This window comes from Streptococcus sp. CL6.35 (genome assembly GCF_049737915.1).
In the GTDB taxonomy this organism is placed as follows: Bacteria; Bacillota; Bacilli; order Lactobacillales; family Streptococcaceae; genus Streptococcus.
In genome coordinates, this window is record NZ_JBKOTU010000004.1 from 89,590 (window position 1) to 107,716 (window position 18,127).

The 18,127-nt window shown below is 40.5% G+C and carries 16 protein-coding genes and 2 pseudogenes; 6 read left to right on the forward strand and 12 right to left on the reverse strand.

Going from position 1 to position 18,127, the window contains the following annotated elements:
- Window positions 1-12: 12 nt before the first annotated feature.
- Together recR and pbp2b are read right to left on the reverse strand one after the other, a co-directional pair.
- Window positions 13-609 carry a recombination mediator RecR gene (gene recR / locus ACLNCP_RS06225; protein WP_033684867.1) on the reverse strand — a complete coding sequence of 199 codons (597 nt, stop codon included), beginning with the start codon at window positions 607-609 and terminating at the stop codon, window positions 13-15.
- Window positions 610-619: 10 nt separating this feature from the next.
- Window positions 620-2,662: a penicillin-binding protein PBP2B gene (gene pbp2b, locus ACLNCP_RS06230; RefSeq protein ID WP_424844193.1), complete on the reverse strand. Its 2,043-nt coding sequence runs from the start codon at window positions 2,660-2,662 to the stop codon at window positions 620-622.
- Window positions 2,663-2,867: 205 nt separating this feature from the next.
- Between pbp2b and ACLNCP_RS06235 the strand changes: the two genes are divergently transcribed.
- From ACLNCP_RS06235 to ACLNCP_RS06245, 3 genes are all read left to right on the forward strand, one after another.
- Window positions 2,868-3,719: a MurR/RpiR family transcriptional regulator gene (locus tag ACLNCP_RS06235; RefSeq protein ID WP_424844194.1), complete on the forward strand. Its 852-nt coding sequence runs from the start codon at window positions 2,868-2,870 to the stop codon at window positions 3,717-3,719.
- A 95-nt stretch (window positions 3,720-3,814) separates the two neighbouring features.
- Entirely contained in the window at window positions 3,815-4,102 is a 288-nt protein-coding gene (gene relB / locus ACLNCP_RS06240; RefSeq protein WP_000233903.1) for a type II toxin-antitoxin system RelB/ParD family antitoxin, read from the forward strand.
- Window positions 4,092-4,442 (forward strand): type II toxin-antitoxin system RelE/ParE family toxin, encoded by a 351-nt coding sequence (locus ACLNCP_RS06245; protein ID WP_045611147.1) that lies wholly within the window; start codon window positions 4,092-4,094, stop codon window positions 4,440-4,442. Before relB ends, ACLNCP_RS06245 begins: the two co-directional genes overlap by 11 nt.
- A gap of 61 nt (window positions 4,443-4,503) precedes the next feature.
- Here ACLNCP_RS06245 and ACLNCP_RS06250 read toward each other — a convergent pair whose 3' ends face one another.
- The 9 genes from ACLNCP_RS06250 to ACLNCP_RS06290 all read right to left on the reverse strand — a co-directional run bounded on the left by ACLNCP_RS06250 (window position 4,504) and on the right by ACLNCP_RS06290 (window position 13,620).
- Window positions 4,504-5,388: an ROK family protein gene (locus ACLNCP_RS06250; RefSeq protein ID WP_424844195.1), complete on the reverse strand. Its 885-nt coding sequence runs from the start codon at window positions 5,386-5,388 to the stop codon at window positions 4,504-4,506.
- Between the two features lie 17 nt (window positions 5,389-5,405).
- Window positions 5,406-6,323 carry a dihydrodipicolinate synthase family protein gene (locus ACLNCP_RS06255; RefSeq protein ID WP_001281495.1) on the reverse strand — a complete coding sequence of 306 codons (918 nt, stop codon included), beginning with the start codon at window positions 6,321-6,323 and terminating at the stop codon, window positions 5,406-5,408.
- A 173-nt stretch (window positions 6,324-6,496) separates the two neighbouring features.
- Complete coding sequence (locus tag ACLNCP_RS06260; protein ID WP_424844196.1) at window positions 6,497-7,141, reverse strand: YesL family protein; 645 nt, start codon at window positions 7,139-7,141, stop codon at window positions 6,497-6,499.
- A 19-nt stretch (window positions 7,142-7,160) separates the two neighbouring features.
- On the reverse strand, window positions 7,161-7,613 hold the full coding sequence (locus ACLNCP_RS06265; protein WP_084888746.1) for a YhcH/YjgK/YiaL family protein: 453 nt from the start codon (window positions 7,611-7,613) through the stop codon (window positions 7,161-7,163).
- 271 nt (window positions 7,614-7,884) lie between these two features.
- On the reverse strand, window positions 7,885-8,724 hold the full coding sequence (locus tag ACLNCP_RS06270; protein WP_001192120.1) for a carbohydrate ABC transporter permease: 840 nt from the start codon (window positions 8,722-8,724) through the stop codon (window positions 7,885-7,887).
- Window positions 8,725-8,739: 15 nt separating this feature from the next.
- Window positions 8,740-9,606: a carbohydrate ABC transporter permease gene (locus tag ACLNCP_RS06275; protein ID WP_153198773.1), complete on the reverse strand. Its 867-nt coding sequence runs from the start codon at window positions 9,604-9,606 to the stop codon at window positions 8,740-8,742.
- A 221-nt stretch (window positions 9,607-9,827) separates the two neighbouring features.
- Window positions 9,828-11,156 (reverse strand): ABC transporter substrate-binding protein, encoded by a 1,329-nt coding sequence (locus tag ACLNCP_RS06280; protein WP_261250137.1) that lies wholly within the window; start codon window positions 11,154-11,156, stop codon window positions 9,828-9,830.
- 229 nt (window positions 11,157-11,385) lie between these two features.
- Entirely contained in the window at window positions 11,386-12,903 is a 1,518-nt protein-coding gene (locus ACLNCP_RS06285) for a PTS transporter subunit EIIC (protein WP_000477437.1), read from the reverse strand.
- 18 nt (window positions 12,904-12,921) lie between these two features.
- Window positions 12,922-13,620 (reverse strand): N-acetylmannosamine-6-phosphate 2-epimerase, encoded by a 699-nt coding sequence (locus ACLNCP_RS06290; RefSeq protein ID WP_001135679.1) that lies wholly within the window; start codon window positions 13,618-13,620, stop codon window positions 12,922-12,924.
- A 394-nt stretch (window positions 13,621-14,014) separates the two neighbouring features.
- On the opposite strand from ACLNCP_RS06290, the gene ACLNCP_RS06295 reads away from it, so the two are divergent.
- The 3 genes and pseudogenes from ACLNCP_RS06295 to ACLNCP_RS06305 all read left to right on the forward strand — a co-directional run.
- Window positions 14,015-14,956 (forward strand): Rpn family recombination-promoting nuclease/putative transposase, encoded by a 942-nt coding sequence (locus ACLNCP_RS06295; protein ID WP_424844197.1) that lies wholly within the window; start codon window positions 14,015-14,017, stop codon window positions 14,954-14,956.
- Window positions 14,949-15,398, forward strand: a pseudogene (locus ACLNCP_RS06300) (Rpn family recombination-promoting nuclease/putative transposase); the annotation flags it as partial. The gene ACLNCP_RS06295 and the pseudogene ACLNCP_RS06300, both read left to right, overlap by 8 nt.
- An 18-nt stretch (window positions 15,399-15,416) precedes the next feature.
- Window positions 15,417-15,506 (forward strand): annotated as a pseudogene (locus ACLNCP_RS06305) (Rpn family recombination-promoting nuclease/putative transposase); the annotation flags it as partial.
- Window positions 15,507-16,111: 605 nt separating this feature from the next.
- Here the strand turns inward: ACLNCP_RS06305 and recG are convergent.
- Window positions 16,112-18,127 carry an ATP-dependent DNA helicase RecG gene (gene recG / locus ACLNCP_RS06310; protein ID WP_424844198.1) on the reverse strand — a complete coding sequence of 672 codons (2,016 nt, stop codon included), beginning with the start codon at window positions 18,125-18,127 and terminating at the stop codon, window positions 16,112-16,114.

Sequence of the window (18,127 nt, forward strand, 5' to 3'; positions counted from 1 at the left end):
ATTTGTCTAGACTTACAACTCTGTTCGATTTTCAATGGCTCGTAAGAGTGTAACTTCATCCGCATACTCAATATCCGCTCCGACAGCGAGACCTCGTGCTAGACGCGTAACCTTGATACCAGCTGGCTTGAGCAAACGTGAAAGATACATGGATGTCGCTTCCCCATCTGCTGTAGCATTTGTTGCTACGATTACTTCTGAAACTTCACTATCCATAAGACGAGTCATAAGGCTCTTGAGATTGATATCATCTGGACTGACGCCATTCATTGGAGAAATAAGGCCATGCAGGACATGATAGAGTCCATGGTATTCTTGGATATTCTCCATGGCTGCCACATCGCGACTATCTTCGAGAACCAGAATCGTTGTCTGGTCACGAGTCGGATCGGTACAGATAGAGCAAGGATCGTCATCAGTCAGGCGACCGCAGATGGAACAGTAGGTCAGCTCTCTCTTAGCAGAAAGGAGATTTTTAGCAAATTCATTGACATCGTCATCAGACATTCCAATAGTATAGAAGGCCAGACGGGTAGCCGTCTTAATCCCGATACCCGGTAACTTAGAATAACTGTCAATTAGCTTGGCAATAGGTGTTGGATAAAGCATATATTCCTTTCTAGTTCATTGGATGATGTTGGTTATAGAGGTTGATAATATCGCGCGCAATGGAAGGTCCGACACCATTTGTAAGATTGGTGTTATGCGGAAAGACAACAGCCACAGCGATTTGAGGATTATCTGATGGGGCATAGGCCACGGCGTTGGTGTTGTTAGCTTCTTGACCTCCCGCAACATAACTTTCAGCAGTACCCGTTTTCCCACTAATGGATACAGCTGCACCATTGGAAAAGGCACGACCGGTTGTCAAAGCACTACCACCATGTGACACTTGATAAAAGCCTTGTTGGAGGATGGAAACATCAGACTCAGAAATATTAATTTTATTCATTTCCTTGGTATCAACAGTTTGGATTAAGTCCCCTAAGCCTCCTTGTTCATTGTTTCCATAAATCCCCTCGACAATGTGAGGTGCAATCCGAACACCGTTGTTGGCAATAGTTCCAACGTACTGGGCCAATTGCATTGGGGTGTAGTTATCAAACTGACCAAATGCATTGGTAATGTAATTAGCGAAATTATACTCTTTTGGTATAAAACCAGTTGACTCATTTGGAAGGTCAATGCCTGTTGAGGCTCCAAGACCATATTCCGCAAATGTCGAACGAAGTTTTCCCATAGCTGTTTCCAAATTGCTGGTTCCAACAAACATATTTGGTTGATAGGTCTGGCCCATGATTCCAAGAGCGGTTTGAACCACGTAAGCATTAGATGAATACTCCAAGGCTTCCACAGCTGTAATAGGAAAAGATCCATATGCCAATTTATACCAAGAATAAATTGGAGCTGAACCTTGGAAAACAATAGGCTGATCTGTTAAGGTTTGGTTTCCTGATAAAACACCATTTTCCCAACCTGAGCTGATGGTAGCGGCCTTAACAACCGAACCGGGTACAAAGACATTGGTCACAGTTCCCAAGGAATCCTGTGTTAACTCTCCCGTGTTCAGGTCATGTTTGATCCCTGACATGGATAACACAGCACCTGTTTTTGGATTTAGAGCAACTGCATACACACCCTCAGAATACTTGGCTCCACCATTTCCTAGCTCGGAATTGAAATAACTTTTCAGCAAAGCATCCACACTATCTTGGAAGGCCAAATCAATGGTCAGTTTAATATTATTCCCTTTGGTACCATCTTCGATATTTTCGACACTTTCCATATTGCCATACTTGTCTAGCTGGATTTCTTTCACAGAGCGTTTTCCTTGCAAGGTTTCTTCATATTGTTTTTCTAGATAAGAGGTTCCAACACGGTCATTTAGAGAATAACCCTTTTTGATATAAGCATCTGCTTCTTCAGCTGGAAGACCGGCTTTTTCACTGGATACACTTCCTACTATAGACGAAAGTGAAGTCTCTAGGACCTTTCGATCCCACGAGGTTGAAATACTGATACCAGGTAAATTCTTAGAGGCCGAAGCTATCAAGGCAATCTGAGTATCTGTCAAGGAATCTGTCGCAATGGTTCCTGTCGCAAAATTTTCAACTGCATTAAGTTGGCTAAAGAGGTAAATTTCTTTCTTTTCGTCATCCGAGTAGGTCAATTGACTTGGATCGATACTTTCAACAGTATTGTTGTAAAGCTCGGATTCAGATAATTGATTGCCATCAGAATCAAGTCGCTTATCACGTGGTAAACTTTCCACTGCTTTCTTATAGACATCTTGATCTGCCAGGTAATAGTCCGCCAACTGTCGGTCAGTCAATATTGGAGAAGAAACTCCCACATAAGCCAGCAACTTCTTGGCTGTTTCTTTTAAATCTGCAGCCGTCATTTTGTTGTTCCTTGTAAAAGATACAACTTGCTTGATGGTGTTTTCGACGAGAGGTTTCCCTGTTGCATCGTAGATTTGTCCACGGGCTGAACTAGTGGTCACCTTTGTTTTACTTGCCGATGCTAGTTTTGTCTCATAAAAATCTTTGTTCAAAACCTGCATGTAAAGCAGGCGACCAATGATGGTCATAAAGAGCAAAATAACAATTGAAAACAATAAATTAAGCCGAATCGGAATCGAATGGCTATCAAATTTTCTCATACAAGTCAGTCTCGTTTCTATTTAAAATCTTACTCTTCATTGTACCATAATTTGAGAAGAAAATTATGGAAAAGGAAAAAGCTTTTTTCCTTTTTACGGGAAAATACGATTTTATTTATCTATCCCTATATTATATGATATAATAAATGTAAAAGTTCGATGACCCAGTCTTTTTCCAATACGACTCATTTAAAGGAGCCTTTCTATGGACAAACCAGATATAGCAACCATCATTGATTCCCACTTCGAAGAAATGACAGATTTAGAGCAAGAAATCGCTCGCTATTTTTTACAATCTGAAACCATTGCAGATGATTTATCATCACAGCAAGTCACTCAAAAATTACATATTTCTCAGGCTGCTTTGACCCGCTTTGCTAAAAAGTGTGGTTTTACAGGCTATCGAGAATTTATTTTCCAATACCAACACCAAGCAGAGAAACAAGACACCCATTCTCACAAACACAGTCCACTGACAAAACGAGTCCTTAGAAGCTACAATCACATGCGGGAACAAACACAGGACTTGATTGACGAAAAACAACTTGAACGAATCGCCCAGTTAATCGAAGATGCTGATCGTGTCTACTTCTTTGGAACAGGTAGTTCTGGCCTTGTCGCTCGTGAAATGAAATTGCGCTTTATGCGTCTAGGTGTGGTCTGCGAGGCCTTGACTGATCAAGACGGCTTTGCTTGGACAACCAGCATTATGGATGAAAATTGTCTCGTACTCGGTTTCTCACTTTCTGGCACAACACCTTCTATTTTAGATAGTCTATTAGACGCTAAGGAGATGGGGGCAAAGACTGTACTCTTTACAAGTGTTCCCAATAAAGATAGTCAGACCTATACAGAAAACGTTCTTGTTGCTAGCCACAGTCAGCCTTCCTACATTCAACGTATATCTGCTCAACTTCCTATGCTCTTCTTTATCGATTTGATTTATGCCTATTTTTTGGAAATCAATCGCGAAAGCAAGGAAAAAATCTTTAATAGCTACTGGGAAAATAAAAAACTCAACGGTTATCGTAGACAGAAACGAATAAGAAAATCCTAGTTTGGTTCAACCAAACTAGGATTTTCTTATCAAGTTCCTTGATTTTCTTTATAATTGTGAGATAATAAAGAAAATATATAAAGGAGTTATATAAAATGGTTATAGCAAATTCAAATAAAATTGTGACCTTCCAAGCTAATAGAGAATTGGTAAATGATGCCATGGAAGTGTTAAAAGAAAAAAATCTTTCTCTTTCATCGGCACTCAGATTATTTTTAAAGAATGTTGCCGTAACAAATGAAGTAGATTTACTTAGTGAAGAGGAATTGGAGAAGGAGTATTTATTTAGACAATTACAAGCAGAAGTTCAAGAAAGTTATGCTAAGATTGAGGCTGGGAATTACTTGACAGATGAGGATGTTGTGACACGCTATGGATTATAAAAAATATAGGATTTTGTATTCTCCTAGAGTGATTGATAGTTTGGATAAAATATATCAGTATATAGCAGAGGAAATCGGTTCTGTAGAGGCTGCGAGGCGAAAAGTGGCGAGTATCAGAAAAGATATGAATCGTCTAGAAATTTTCCCCCAAGCTGGATTTGATGCTGATGAAAAATTTGGTAAGAAATTAGACCCTCGCTATCAAACGCGAGGATTGACCTTGAGTAAGGATTACATCGTATTGTATACAATTGTTGAGGATACCGTCAGACTTGCTTATTTACTTCCTTCAAAAAGTGATTACATGAAATTATTTAGGACTAAGTCAAGATATGACTAATTCATAATCTAGAAGATGTATGTTTAGTGATGAATAAAAATCCTAGTTTGGCTGAGCCAAACTAGGATTGTTTTGTCTTGAAATGGTAATAAGCTCCCAACATACCTGCTGTATTTTGGTGATGGGCAAATTCTAATCGTGTTTTTTCAGCTAGGCTTGGCACCAAGGCATCTTTCAAAGCTTTTCGAATTTTAGGCTTGAGGATAGCCTCTTGCCCCATGATACCGCCACCGAGAATGACTACTTCTGGATTGACCACATAGCAAATATTTGCCAGACCTTTTCCTAGATAGTCTACCATACGGTCAATACCAGCCATACAAATCTTGTTGCCTTCAGTGGCTTCCTTGAAAATGCGTCGGCCATTCCACTGGTCAACTGGATTTCCATGAGCTGCTGCTACATACTCCACCAAAGCTGTCGTAGAGGCCAAGTCTTGGAAATCTCCATCCTGCATATGCATATAACCGACTTCGCAGGCTGAATTGCTAAATCCATGGAAGACTTTCCCATCCATAATCAAGCAACCACCGATACCGGTTCCAATGGTCAAGCAAAGGGTGACACTCGCTCTCTTGCCTGAACCAGATACCGCTTCAGCAAGACCTGCACAGTTGACATCATTTTCAATCTCACAAGGAATATTAAAGCTAGTCTCGATTTCCTTCTTGAACTGAGTTCCTGCATAGTTAGGGATTTGAGGCCCAGCATAGAAAATCTCACCCTTATCTGGATCCACCATTCCTGCAGAAGAAATAGCAACACCTGCTACTGGGCCTTTTTCTAAATAGCTGGCTACGATATCTTTGGTCTTTTGTAAGATATGAGGTCCACCTTTATGCGCCTCTGTTGGCATTTCATGCGATTCAACAAGTTGGCCTTCTTGGTCGATCAAACCATATTTGATATTTGTTCCACCGATATCAATTGCAACGTAGTGTGTCATAAATACCTCCTTATGGATTAGAGGAAGCGCTCCTTGGTTTCACGAATCAAGGCTGCAGCTGCTTCTACAACTGGACGATCTTCTTCAGTCACTGGTGTCAACGGTGAACGAACAGAACCAATATTCAATCCTTCATTGATCTTCAAGACTTCCTTAATTACACCGTACATATTTCCATGTGCAGCAGTCAATTTGCCAATGATTGCATTGATAGCGTATTGCAACTCACGCGCTGTTTCTAAGTCTTTGTCCGCAATCAACTGATTGAGTTTCAAGAAGAGTTCTGGCATAGCACCATAAGTACCACCGATACCAGCTTTAGCACCCATGAGACGGCCACCTAGGAACTGTTCATCTGGACCGTTAAAGACAATGTGGTCTTCTCCCCCAAGACTGACAAAGGTTTGGATATCTTGAACTGGCATAGAAGAGTTCTTAACACCGATAACACGAGGATTTTTCAACATTTCAGTGTAAAGGCTTGGAGTCAAAGCAACCCCTGCCAATTGAGGAATGTTATAAATCACATAGTCTGTATTTGGAGCTGCAGAACTGATATCGTTCCAATATTTAGCAACTGAGTATTCTGGCAAGCGGAAATAAATCGGCGGAATCGTTGCAATAGCATCTACTCCTAAGCTTTCAGCATGACGAGCAAGTTCCATACTATCTTTGGTATTGTTGCAAGCAACGTGAGCAATAATAGTCAACTTACCTTTGGCAACTGCCATGACTTCTTCCAAAATTAACTTGCGATCTTCAACGCTTTGGTAGATACATTCACCAGAAGAACCATTGACATAAAGACCTTGAACACCTTTATCAATGAAGTATTGAACCAAGGCACGCGTACGCTCTGGACTTACTTCTCCTTGATCATCATAACATGCGTAGAAGGCTGGAATGACACCTTCGTATTTTTTTAAATCTGACATAGATTTTCTCCTAAGATTTCTTTTTTTCTGCTAAAAGCAGGGATTTATTCTTTACGTTTTTAGTATACACCTTATGAAAAACGCTTTCAATATCTTGTGTACACTTAGATTTTAGTTTCGATATGAATTTTGAAATGTTTATGGCTTGAAAGTAGTTTCATAGACAAGCCATCCTATTGGTATTTTGCGAAAATTTTCTCCATCAATCCAGCCTGGATAAAGACCAAGAGTCCAAATCCAAAAAGCAGGAAGGCTGAGCCACCTAAAAGTAAACTGAAGGCGGACAGATAAAGAACCATCACAATAAGAAAGAGAATAGCTAACATGAGGAAGAACCAAGGAAAGTTAAAACTTGCCAAGATAAGTCCTTTTTGCAGCACTTCTTTCCAAGTTAAATCATAGCGCGCAGCTATGGGATAGCTAGCCAACATCACGATAGTGAGGAAGATAAGAACGCCTAGACAAATAGCTTTCACCATTTGGAAAGGCATAGCTGTCTGACCCCAAAAGAGATAAAGATCTAGAATGCTTAATGAAACAATGCCCAACTCAAGCAGACCTAACTGAAGACCTAGCTTCAGATTTTGCTTGAAAGCTCTTAAATAGATTCTAAAGACAGGCACACGTCTGCTCTTCTTAATCTCAAACATAGTCTCGTAGAGGCTAATTTTAGCCACTCCAATCGTCACGATGGGCAAACAAGAGACGACAAAAAGAAGATTGGCTGTCACGATATCCAAGACCTTCTCACTAAAACGCATGAGAAAGTTATCTGTATCAAATGCTGCCTTGATAAGGCTTACTCCTTTTTGTGCCATATTTGCTCCTCCTTATTTTTTAGTCAATCAAAATTTTAAAGAGATATTTGCGAACCTTCTGTTCCATACCTGCATAGCCATTTGGCTGGTGTGGTTCTCCTGGAAAGAAAATCGCAAAATTGTGATAACCCAACAAGAGTGGGTATTTTTCATGACAATGCACAAAGCCAATGTCACTAGCTTCGTCGAATGCTACTGCCTCGTCTTTGATACGTGAACCGTAGCTCGAATATTCATGTCCTTCTACCAGCAAATGCAAATCTGCATAGTTCTTATGATGCTCAAATTGATCATTTTCAGCTTGATTGAGGACATTTTCCTGAACAACTAGAAAGACCTTGTCCCCGTCAATCTCATACTTACCTAATTCGAAAGAATCCTTACTGTGCTGGTAGAGATAGTCGATAGCCTTGTCTAGATTGGGATGAATTCCTTTGTAAAAGGTGATGTTTTTCAAATCGTCAAAAATCATACTCTTTCCTTCGTTTCTGATAGTTAACTAAAATCATAAATTAAGTTGATAAGTGTCTAACAAAATATCTAAGGTAAGCAAATACCCAACATTTTGTAGACACTTATAACTCTATATTCTCTAAATCTATAAAATATATTTCTGTATCTTGATAGATTGATTTTCCTATACTCAATGAAAATTGAAGAACAAACTAGGAAGCTAACCGCAGGCAATACTTAAGTATGGCAAGGTGACGCTGACGTAGTTTGAATTCAATTTTCGCAGAGTATTAACCTTTGACCGCTCCCATAGTAATACCCTGAGTGAAGGATTTTTGGAAGACTAGGAAGACTGTTACGATTGGAACTGCTGCAAGAGCGGCACCTGCCATGATCAAACCATAGTTGGTTGCCATTTCAGCTTGCATAGTCGCAACCCCAAGTGAGATGGTCAAGTTTTGACGTGAAGTCAACATAACCAACTGCATGAAGTAGTCGTTCCATGTATTGATGAAGGTAAAGATTGCAAGGGCTGCAAATCCTGGTTTCACAATCGGGAAGGCTACGCTCCAGAAAGTACGAATCTCACCACAACCGTCGATTTTAGCTGACTCAAGCAACTCTGTAGGGATATTCTCACTGAACTGTTTCATGAGGAAGACCCCGAATGGCCATCCAATCAAAGGCAAGATAACTGCCCAAAGTGTATCATGGATTCCCATGAAGTTGACGATACGTACCAATGGTACAAGGACAACTTGTTTTGGAAGTGCCATGGCTGCAATAAAGATTGCAAAAAGAATGCGTTGACCATAGAAACGTTTTTTAGCCAATACATAACCTGCTAGAGAAGAGGTTGCACAGACCAAAAACATAGTTACAAGTGAGATAAATACTGAGTTCCACATCCACTGCAAGGCAGGGTTTTGCACCATAAGTTGTTGGAAGTTTTCCATGGTTGGCATTTTAGGGAACCACTGTGGTGGAATAACGATTGTATCTGGTTGAGATTTAAAGGCACCTGTCAAAATCCAGTAGAACGGAAAGATGAACAGCACGGTCAACAAGAGCAAGATAATAGTTGAAATAACAGTGAAAGCTGTTAAAGGTTTCTTTTGTGTAGATTGCATAGCTGTCTCCTTTCTTTAATATTCTACGTCGTTTCCAAGTACTTTAAATTGAACAAAGCTTACGATAGCGATCATGACTGCCAAGAAGACGCCGATAGTATTTGCATAACCGTATTCTGTCAATTGGAAGGCTTTTTCGTAAAGATAGTACATAAGTGTACTTGTTGAGTAGTTTGGACCACCTGAAGTCAAAAGCTGAATCAAGGCGAAACACTGGAATGAGTTGATTGTTGTAATGATTGCAATGTAAAGAGTTGTTGGAAGAAGGCTAGGCCATTTAATCTTCCAGAAAACTTGCAATTCAGTCGCACCGTCAACCCGAGCTGCTTCTACCAATGAATTGTCAATATTTCCCATCGCTGCGATATAAAGGATAATCGGCTGACCAACAGATGTAGTCAAAAGGATAATCATAATCGCCATCAAAGCCCAGTTTTTATCTCCCAACCAAGAAATGTTTTGGCTGATGATATGGCTTGACTTAAGGACAAAGTTTAGAATCCCTGATAGTGGGTCATAAATCCATTTCCAAACAACTGTTACGGCAACACTACCTGTTACAACAGGAAGGAAGAAGACGAAACGGTAGAAGGATCTGGCAATGGCATTTTGATGATAGGTCTGAGATGCTACAAAGAGTGAGAATAGAACAACAACTGGTACAGATCCAATAACCAGAATAACGGTATTGATCAAAGACTTCATAAAGACAGGGTCTTTAAACATACGAACGTAGTTGTCCAAGCCTACAAACTCAAATTTAGTCATTGAGTAGTTAAAGAAACTTGTAATGAATCCCATAATCATAGGAGCCAATACAAAGATGACAAAGAAGAATAATACTGGTGCTAGGAAAGCGTAGGAAATCACTGTTTCCCGCATGCGAATTTTATTGACTTTCACAGTCGGCACCTCTCTTTCACAAATAAAATATTTTGGATTTTTTTAATCTGTTTTAAAATCAAAATGAAATTTTTTAAGATTCGCTTATGTAAGAACTTCATTTTAATTTCGTGACAGTTCCTTACATTTCAAATAAAATCCTCCCTTTTCTTACATAGACTATGCACAGGGAAAAGGGAGGAGTCAATCTGATTTAGTGCTTATTGTTTTGTAGCTTTTTTAATTGTTTCGTTAGCTTTTTCGGTAAAGGCTTTCAATGCATCAGCTGGTTTTTGATCGCCATTTGAAACTGATTGCAACATTGGGAACCAAAGTGTTCTCATTTCAGCAAAACCATTGATAGTGTTGTAGTATGGTGAGTAGTATTGAGTCCAACCACTGATTGTTTCCATACGTTTGTCTTCATAAACTTTGCCAAATGAAGTACGAACTGGGAAAGCACCTGTACGAACAACGTCTTTTGGACCCCATTCTTTGTCATCTGCGATGAATTGAACGAATTTCTTAGATGCTGCAACTTTCTTGTCGTCCTTGTTGTTGAATACTGCAAATCCGTTTACAAGGTATTCAAGAGCTGGTTTACCTGAATCTGATGGGAATGGTACTTCTACCACTTCTACTTTACTTGCTTCCAAGAGTTTAGCTTGGATACCGTTTTGAGATGGTGCCCAAAGAATTGTGTAAGATGTTTGACCGTTGGCAAAGTTTTGGATATCTGCTCCACCGTCAAATTGTGAACCGTTGTTCAATAAACCGTCTTTAATCCAGCTAGCTGCTTTTTCAAGACCTTTGACGAATTTAGGATCATCAGTTGTATATTTTGTTACATCTTTATCTGTTACAGAACCGCCGTAAAGGTTTGAGATGAAGGCACGTGTTCCTTGGTCTCCCCCTTGACCAGAACTGAACAATGAACCTGGTGTGTAGCCTTTGTCTTTAAGCGCTTTCAAAACTTTCTCAAAGTCGTCTGTTGTCCAACCTTCTTTTACAAGGTTCGCAACTCCAGCATCTTCCAACATTTTCTTGTTCATAGCCATGTAGAATGGTGCTGAACTGATTGGATACATGTAGGCTTTGTCTCCAGCCTTACTTGCTTTTACAATGTTTTCATTGTTGACATCTTTAACAAAGTCATCTGTGAAGAGGTCATTCAAGTCAGCCAATTTACCATTTTTACCATATTGGATGATACGTCCTGGTGCGTCAAAAAGTACGTCTGGAGCTGTTCCTGCTTCGATGGCTGTTGTGATTTTTTCAGGACCTGACTTGAAGTCGATGGTTTCCAATTTCACTTTTATATCTGGGTTTGCTTTTTCAAACGCTTCGATGATTGATTTTTCATAAGTTCCAACACCGTCACCAGTTTTTTCTTGGGTAAATACTGGGAATGCCCACCAAGTGATTTCTGTTTTGGCACCGTCACCACCTGATTTGGCAGCATCTTTACTTCCGCCAGAATTGCCACAAGCAGCAAGACCAAGAACCGCAGCACCCGCAAGTACTGTACAAGCTAATTTTCTAAATTTCATCTGTATTCTCCTATGTAATAAGCGTATCCATATTGGATAATGAGTAAGATTGTATTTGTATGCGTTTTCATTTCATCCGATGCATCCACCACTCTCCTCTGTTTTTTATTAAGTCAGTAAGTACTTATACTCTTCGAAAATCTCTTCAAACCATGCCAGCTTCGCCTTGGCGTACTCAAGTATAGCCTGCGCCTAGCTTCCCAGTTTGCTCTTTGATTTTCATTGAGTATTAATCATCTACACCTAAAATTTCATTAATACTATTTTTATATAAGATTGCTTTTGCTCCATATATTGCTTGAATACCACCCTTCACTTCTAAGACATCAACTGCACCAATTTGTTTTAAAAGTGCTTTATCAACTTGATGAACTTCTTTTACAGCTACACGTAAACGTGTCACACAAGCATCTACATCTTCTATATTATTTGATCCACCCAACGCTCTGATAATTTGTAGGCTATCCTGTTTTAAATGATCTGCAGTATTTGAAGTTGAATCTGTGGATTCAGAAATTTCTTTAGAATCTACTTCTTCTCCTCGTCCTGGCGTTAGAACGTTGAATTGAGTAATGAACCATCTAAAAACAATATAATACAGAACACTCCAAATAAGTCCAAATGGAATCTGAAGAACCCAATTCGTTTTAGCGTTCCCCTGCAAAATTCCAAATAAAGTAAAATCGATTACACCTCCTGAGAATGTGTTTCCTATTGAAATATTTAAGACGTCTGCAATAAAGAAGCTGACACCATCAAGGAATGCGTGTACAACATATAGAACCGGACTGACAAATAGAAACATAAATTCAATTGGTTCTGTAATACCGGTAATAAAAGATGTTAAAGCAACTCCAAAAAACAGACCCGCGTATTTTTTACGACGATTTTTAGGAACACTATGGTACATCGCTAAACAGGCAGCCGGTAAACCGAACATCATTGTTGAGAAACGACCTGCAAAAAACCTTGTTCCTTCTGTAAATAATCCAGAATGAGTCGGGTCGGCTAATTGAGCAAAAAATATTTTTTGAGCTCCAACCACTGTTTGTCCTGCAACAGTTTCAACACCACCAAGTTCAGTATACCAAAACATAGGGTAAATCATATGATGTAAGCCTACTGCTCCAGAAAGTCTCATTAAAAATCCATATAGAAAAGTTCCAATTGGACCCGCCTGAGAAATATATCCACCTGTAGAAACAAGAAGTTGTTGAAAAGGTGGCCAAATAACAAAGAAGACAAAGCCAATTAAGATAGAAGAGAACGATGTAACAATAGGAACGAAGCGTGAACCCCCAAAGAATCCTAAAGCGGAAGGTAATTGAATATTGTTATATCGATTGTGCAAATATACGGCAACTATTCCGACAACTAATGCTCCAATAACTCCAGTATCAATTGCAGATCCTTCTGCCATAAAAAGTTTTACCAGAGCTTTAATCGTTGCAGTCATAACTAAGTAACCAGTTACTCCTGCTAGCGCAGCGGTTCCTTTATCTCGTTTCGCTAAGCCAATACATAATCCCACACAGAGAAGTAGTGATAAATTACTGAATACAACCTCTCCTGCAGAGCTCATTACTTGGAATATTGATTGAAAAAAACTATTGTCTAGTATTGGATAAGTTGCTATCGTGGTTGGGTTTGAAAGTGCACCACCAATCCCCAAAAGTAGACCTGCTGCAGGAAGTATAGCTATAGGTAACATAAAAGCTTTTCCAACTTTTTGTAAAACTTTAAACATAAAATTCCCCCTTACATCTTATTTGAGACCAGCAACAAAGCGTTCTGTAATCTCTTTTGGTCTAGTAATAGCGCCACCAACAACAATACCTCGCACTCCATATCCTAGGATTTGTTTGGCTTGTTCTGGTGTATGAATTTTTCCTTCTGCAATGACATCTACACCAGCATCACAGAGTTTTTTGATCAATTCAAAATCGGGACCATCCACTTTAGGACTGTAAGATGTGTATCCTGATAAGGTTGTTCCGACAAAGTCAATTCCTGCTTCAACGGCTGCCAATCCTTCCTCGAAAGTACTTGTATCAGCCATCAAGAGCTGGTTAGGATATTTTTCCTTAACCTGACGAATGAACTCTTGAATCTCCAAACCATCATAGCGTTCACGCTTGGTACAATCCAGAGCAATCACTTCTATGTCCAGTTCTGCTAATTCATCAACTTCTTTCATAGTAGCAGTGATGAAGGGCTCTTGCGGTGGATAATCTCGTTTAATTATCCCAATGATTGGAAGGTTGGTAACCTCCTTGATTTCCTTGATATCGCGAACACTGTTTGCTCGGATACCAACTGCTCCACCTTGCTCAGCCGCTTTGACCAGCAAGGGAATGACTCCTCCCGCTTCTGTATAAAGCGGTTCGTGAGGAAGGGCCTGACAAGAAACGATGATTCCATCTTTGATTTGTGCAATCAAGGCTTCTTTAGTAATCTGTGGCATCCTCTTTCCTCCTTTTCTTTGTTCTTATGGGTTTATTATATATTATTTTTGAAGCGCTTTCAACACTTTGTAGTAGAATAGATTTCAGTTTCAAAAGTACTTTATAGAACAGCAGTTTCTGAAAGTAGTTTCAGAGAAGTCATCTATCTTATACTCTTAGAAAATCTCTTCAAACCACGTCAACGTTGCCTTGCAGTACTCAAGTACAGCCTGCGGCTAGTTTCCTAGTTTGCTCTTTGATTTTCATTGGGTAACTTCTAAAACTAATTTCCAGTTTTGGGAGAGAGATGGAAGTTACTTTGAAAAGTTACGCTTTTTTCCGAATAAATAGATAGAACCATCGAATCTAGCAAAATTAGATTTTAAAATATGGTATAATAGAAGGAGGGAATGGATGATTCTCAGACATCCGGGCATCAGCCCAACCAATGACTTGGTTGCTAAGAAAATCTTTAGCAATCCAGAAATCACTTGTCAATTTATTCGCGATATGCTGGACTTGCCAGCAAAAAATGTGACCATTTTGGAGGGGAGCAATATTCATGTCTTGCCATCCCTGCCTTACTCGGCTCAGGATTTCTATACCAGTATAGACGTCTTGGCGGAGTTGGATAATGGTACGCAAGTAATTATTGAAATTCAAGTTCATCATCAGAATTTTTTCATCAATCGCCTGTGGACTTACTTGTGCAGTCAGGTCAATCAAAATCTTGAAAAAATTCGCCAGCAAGAAGGCAATACTCACCAGAGTTATAAACACATCGCACCAGTATACGCTATCGCAATCGTGGATAGCAATTATTTCTCAGATGACCTGGCTTTTCATAGCTTTAGCATGCGAGAGGATACAACAGGTGAGGTATTGACAATCACAAATAATGGACAAGAAAATCATCTAGTCAAGATGGCATTCTTGGAATTAAAAAAATACAGAGAAACCAGCAAAGACAAGGTTCGCAAGCCGTGGTTGGAGTTTTTCGGGAACAAACCTTTTACCCAGCAACCCGAGCGAGCTATCAGTCAGGCAGATCAACTGCTAGACTACAAGAGCTGGTCCGAGGAGGACAGGAAGATGTTTAGCCAACTACGTATGCGTGAAGAACAAGCCTTGTTAGCGCATGACTATGCCTTGGAACAAGCGGAGGAAAAGGGATTAGAGCGTGGTCTTGAACGCGGCCGTGCAGAGGGTCGTGAACAAGGACGAGAAGAAGGCATTGAAGAGGGATTAAAAGTAGGTTTAGTAAATCTAGTACGTCAAGGTCTCCTGACTTCTGAAGTTGCCAGCCATCAATTGGGAATGACCGTGGCTGAGTTTGAGGCGCTATTGAAAGATTAAGACTATCACAAATAATGGACAAGAAAACCATCTGGTTAAGATGGCGTTCTTGGAACTTAAAAAATACAGAGAAACCAGCAAAGATAGCATTCGCAAACCATGGCTAGAGTTTTTTGGGAACAAACCCTTTACCCAGCAACCCGAGCGAGCTATTAGCCAGGCAGACCAACTGCTAGACTATAAGAGCTGGTCCGAGGAGGACAGGAAAATGTTTAGTCAACTACGTATGAGAGAAGAACAAGCCTTGTTAGCACAGGACTATGCCTTGGAAACTGCTAGAGCAGAGGGAGTTGAACAAGGCCGAGCAGAGGGAGTTGAACAAGGTCTAGAGCGTGGGAAAATCTTTACCTTTCTAGATTTAGTACGCCAACATGTTTTAACTTCCGAATTTGCGAGTGAGCAATTGGGCATGACCGTCGCTGAGTTTGAGGCCTTGTTGTAAGACCAGCACTAACGGTCAGAAAATCATCTGGTCAAGATGGAGTTCTTGGAATTAAAAAAATACAGAGAAACCATCAAAGACGAGGTTCGTAAACCGTGGTTGGAGTTTTTATAAATCAGTAAATCAATGACAGATTTTTCCGTGATAGATGGAAGAATCTTTTTTAGTTATGCTAGATGTGGGCTCTGAAACAGTAAGATATAGTTTATTGAAATAAGATATGAACAAAGAAATTAGGAAAGTCAAATTATAGTTAAATGAAATAAAAACTGAACAAATTGATCGCGGAATTCAAACTAATTTCTAAAAATGTTTTAGAAAACTAGGTGTACTATTCCAGATTCAATCTACTATAATTTCTAGAATTTTTTTAGAATCCGCAGTGTGCTATTTTAGATTCAATAAATTGTGCTTTTAAAAACAAAAAAAGAGCATTTTCGCTCTTTCTTCCTTCTCTTCAATATTATTTTTTTGCTTCTTTCTTTTGGAAAGTGGTTTGGTAATTTACTTTAATCGTTACTGTCATGTGAGAGTCCTCGTTTCTTTTTGATGACTCTAGTATAAGGGCCAAACCTGAAAGCTAGCTTAAGTTTTCCTTATAGAAAGCTTATACTCAATGAAAATCAAAGAGCAAACTAGGAAGCTAGCCGTAGGCAGTACTTGAGTACGGCAAGGCGAAGCTGACGTGGTTTGAATTTGATTTTCGAAGAGTATTAATCTAAATGTTCTTTCTTTTCCATATGAAGGGCAATCATGCGCCATTCTGGATCCTCTTGCCAGCCTTCTATAGAACTAATGTAGCTAGCAACCTTTCTGGCTTCTTCTAAAATTGGAAAATCTTCGATAATATCAGCCACTTGGAACTCTGGAATACCTGACTGTCTGGTTCCAAAAATCTCACCTGAACCCCGCATTTTCAAATCTTCCTCCGCAAGGACAAATCCATTGGTGGTTTCTGTCATGATGCGCATGCGGTCTTTCCCAGAATCCGTCTTGGGATTAGCAACGAGAACAGCATAGGACTGCTTATCTCCCCGACCAACACGACCTCTGAGCTGGTGAAGCTGGCTGAGACCAAAGCGATCAGCATCCATGATAATCATGACAGTCGCATTGGGAACATTAACCCCAACCTCTATAACCGTCGTCGAAACCAGAATATCCGTCTTTCTCTCTTTGAAATCCTGCATGATCTGGTCTTTTTCGTCACTCTTCATCTTACCATGTAGCAGAGCAACCTCAGCCTTGCCTGCAAAATGAGCTGTCAACTCCTCTGATAAGGCAATGGCATTTTTCAGATCAAGAGCTTCTGATTCTTCAATCAAGGGAGAGATAACATAGGCTTGAGAACCTTTTTGGATTTCCCCCTCTAACCAAGTCAAGACCTGAGGTAGTTGCTCATGCTTGATCCAGCGTGTCACAATAGGCTTCCGTCCTGCTGGCATCTGGTCAATAATGGAAACATCCATATCGCCAAATGCTGTGATAGCCAGCGTCCGTGGAATAGGAGTCGCTGTCATCATGAGGACATCTGGGTTGTCGCCTTTTTCTCTCAGAACGCGCCTTTGCCCTACACCAAAGCGGTGCTGCTCATCGATGATAATCAAGCCCAGACGAGCATAATCCACCCCATCCTGAATCAGAGCGTGGGTTCCAATAATCAAATCAGCCTCACCCTTGGCAATGGTCTCCAAAACTTCTCTCTTTTCTGCAGCTTTCAAGGAACCTGTCAAAAGAGCCAGTTTCAAGTCTGGAAAAAGGTTCTGTAAACTCTCAAAGTGTTGCTCTGCAAGGATTTCTGTTGGCACCATGAGAGCAGCCTGATAGCCAGCTGTCACCGCCGCAAACATGGCCAAGCCAGCGACTACCGTTTTTCCGCTCCCCACATCCCCTTGCAGGAGACGATTCATGTGGTGGTCCGACTTCATGTCGGTCAAAATTTCCTGTAAACTCTTTTCTTGAGCTGAGGTCAAGGCAAAAGGAAGACTTTCCTTGACTGCTGTCACTTTTTCCTGAGACCAATCCAGAACCAGACCGCTTCCCTGAACTCTATTTTCAGACTTGAGCGTCTGCAATTGCATTTGGAAATAAAAGAGTTCCTCAAACTTGATACGGCGAAGGGCCTGCTTGTATTCTGCCAAATCCTTAGGGAAATGCATGGCGCGGACTGCCTGACAACGGGACATGAGTTTGTATTTGTCCAGCAAAGACTGGGGCAGATTTTCCTCTATCAAGAGGTCCAGTCCCTGATCAAAGGCCGTCTTGATGACCTTGACCAGACTGGCCTGACTGATTCCCTGAGCCAGACGATAGACAGGCTGGAGGTCATCCTCCACCTGAGCCAGAACCTTCATCCCTGTCAAACTTGCCTTGGCGCGGTCCCATTTTCCAAAGACAGCCAGGGTTGCTCCCAACTCTATCTTGTCTGCTAGATAGGGCTGGTTAAAGAAATTCACCGCAAAAACGACTTCTCCCTGCTTGAGGCTAAAGCGCAGACGATTACGCTTGAAACCATAATACTGAACACTGGCAGGAGTCACGACTTGACCAGACAGAACCGCCTTTTCACCGTCTTCCAGCTCCAGCACCTGCTTGGTCTTGAAGTCTTCATAACGGAAAGGAAAGTAGAGCAAGAGGTCTTGCAAGTTTTCAATTCCTAGTTTGGCGTATTTTTCTGCTGACTTTGGTCCCACACCAGGTAAGACATGCAAGGGTTGATGTAGATTCAT

Bases quoted from the DNA above. Each gene is read 5' to 3' on its own strand.
- recR (WP_033684867.1), bottom strand. From the start codon at position 609: ATGCTTTATCCAACACCTATTGCCAAGCTAATTGACAGTTATTCTAAG.
- pbp2b (WP_424844193.1), bottom strand. From the start codon at position 2,662: ATGAGAAAATTTGATAGCCATTCGATTCCGATTCGGCTTAATTTATTG.
- ACLNCP_RS06235 (WP_424844194.1), top strand. From the start codon at position 2,868: ATGGACAAACCAGATATAGCAACCATCATTGATTCCCACTTCGAAGAA.
- relB (WP_000233903.1), top strand. From the start codon at position 3,815: ATGGTTATAGCAAATTCAAATAAAATTGTGACCTTCCAAGCTAATAGA.
- ACLNCP_RS06245 (WP_045611147.1), top strand. From the start codon at position 4,092: ATGGATTATAAAAAATATAGGATTTTGTATTCTCCTAGAGTGATTGAT.
- ACLNCP_RS06250 (WP_424844195.1), bottom strand. From the start codon at position 5,388: ATGACACACTACGTTGCAATTGATATCGGTGGAACAAATATCAAATAT.
- ACLNCP_RS06255 (WP_001281495.1), bottom strand. From the start codon at position 6,323: ATGTCAGATTTAAAAAAATACGAAGGTGTCATTCCAGCCTTCTACGCA.
- ACLNCP_RS06260 (WP_424844196.1), bottom strand. From the start codon at position 7,141: ATGGCACAAAAAGGAGTAAGCCTTATCAAGGCAGCATTTGATACAGAT.
- ACLNCP_RS06265 (WP_084888746.1), bottom strand. From the start codon at position 7,613: ATGATTTTTGACGATTTGAAAAACATCACCTTTTACAAAGGAATTCAT.
- ACLNCP_RS06270 (WP_001192120.1), bottom strand. From the start codon at position 8,724: ATGCAATCTACACAAAAGAAACCTTTAACAGCTTTCACTGTTATTTCA.
- ACLNCP_RS06275 (WP_153198773.1), bottom strand. From the start codon at position 9,606: ATGCGGGAAACAGTGATTTCCTACGCTTTCCTAGCACCAGTATTATTC.
- ACLNCP_RS06280 (WP_261250137.1), bottom strand. From the start codon at position 11,156: ATGAAATTTAGAAAATTAGCTTGTACAGTACTTGCGGGTGCTGCGGTT.
- ACLNCP_RS06285 (WP_000477437.1), bottom strand. From the start codon at position 12,903: ATGTTTAAAGTTTTACAAAAAGTTGGAAAAGCTTTTATGTTACCTATA.
- ACLNCP_RS06290 (WP_001135679.1), bottom strand. From the start codon at position 13,620: ATGCCACAGATTACTAAAGAAGCCTTGATTGCACAAATCAAAGATGGA.
- ACLNCP_RS06295 (WP_424844197.1), top strand. From the start codon at position 14,015: ATGATTCTCAGACATCCGGGCATCAGCCCAACCAATGACTTGGTTGCT.
- recG (WP_424844198.1), bottom strand. From the start codon at position 18,127: ATGAATCTACATCAACCCTTGCATGTCTTACCTGGTGTGGGACCAAAG.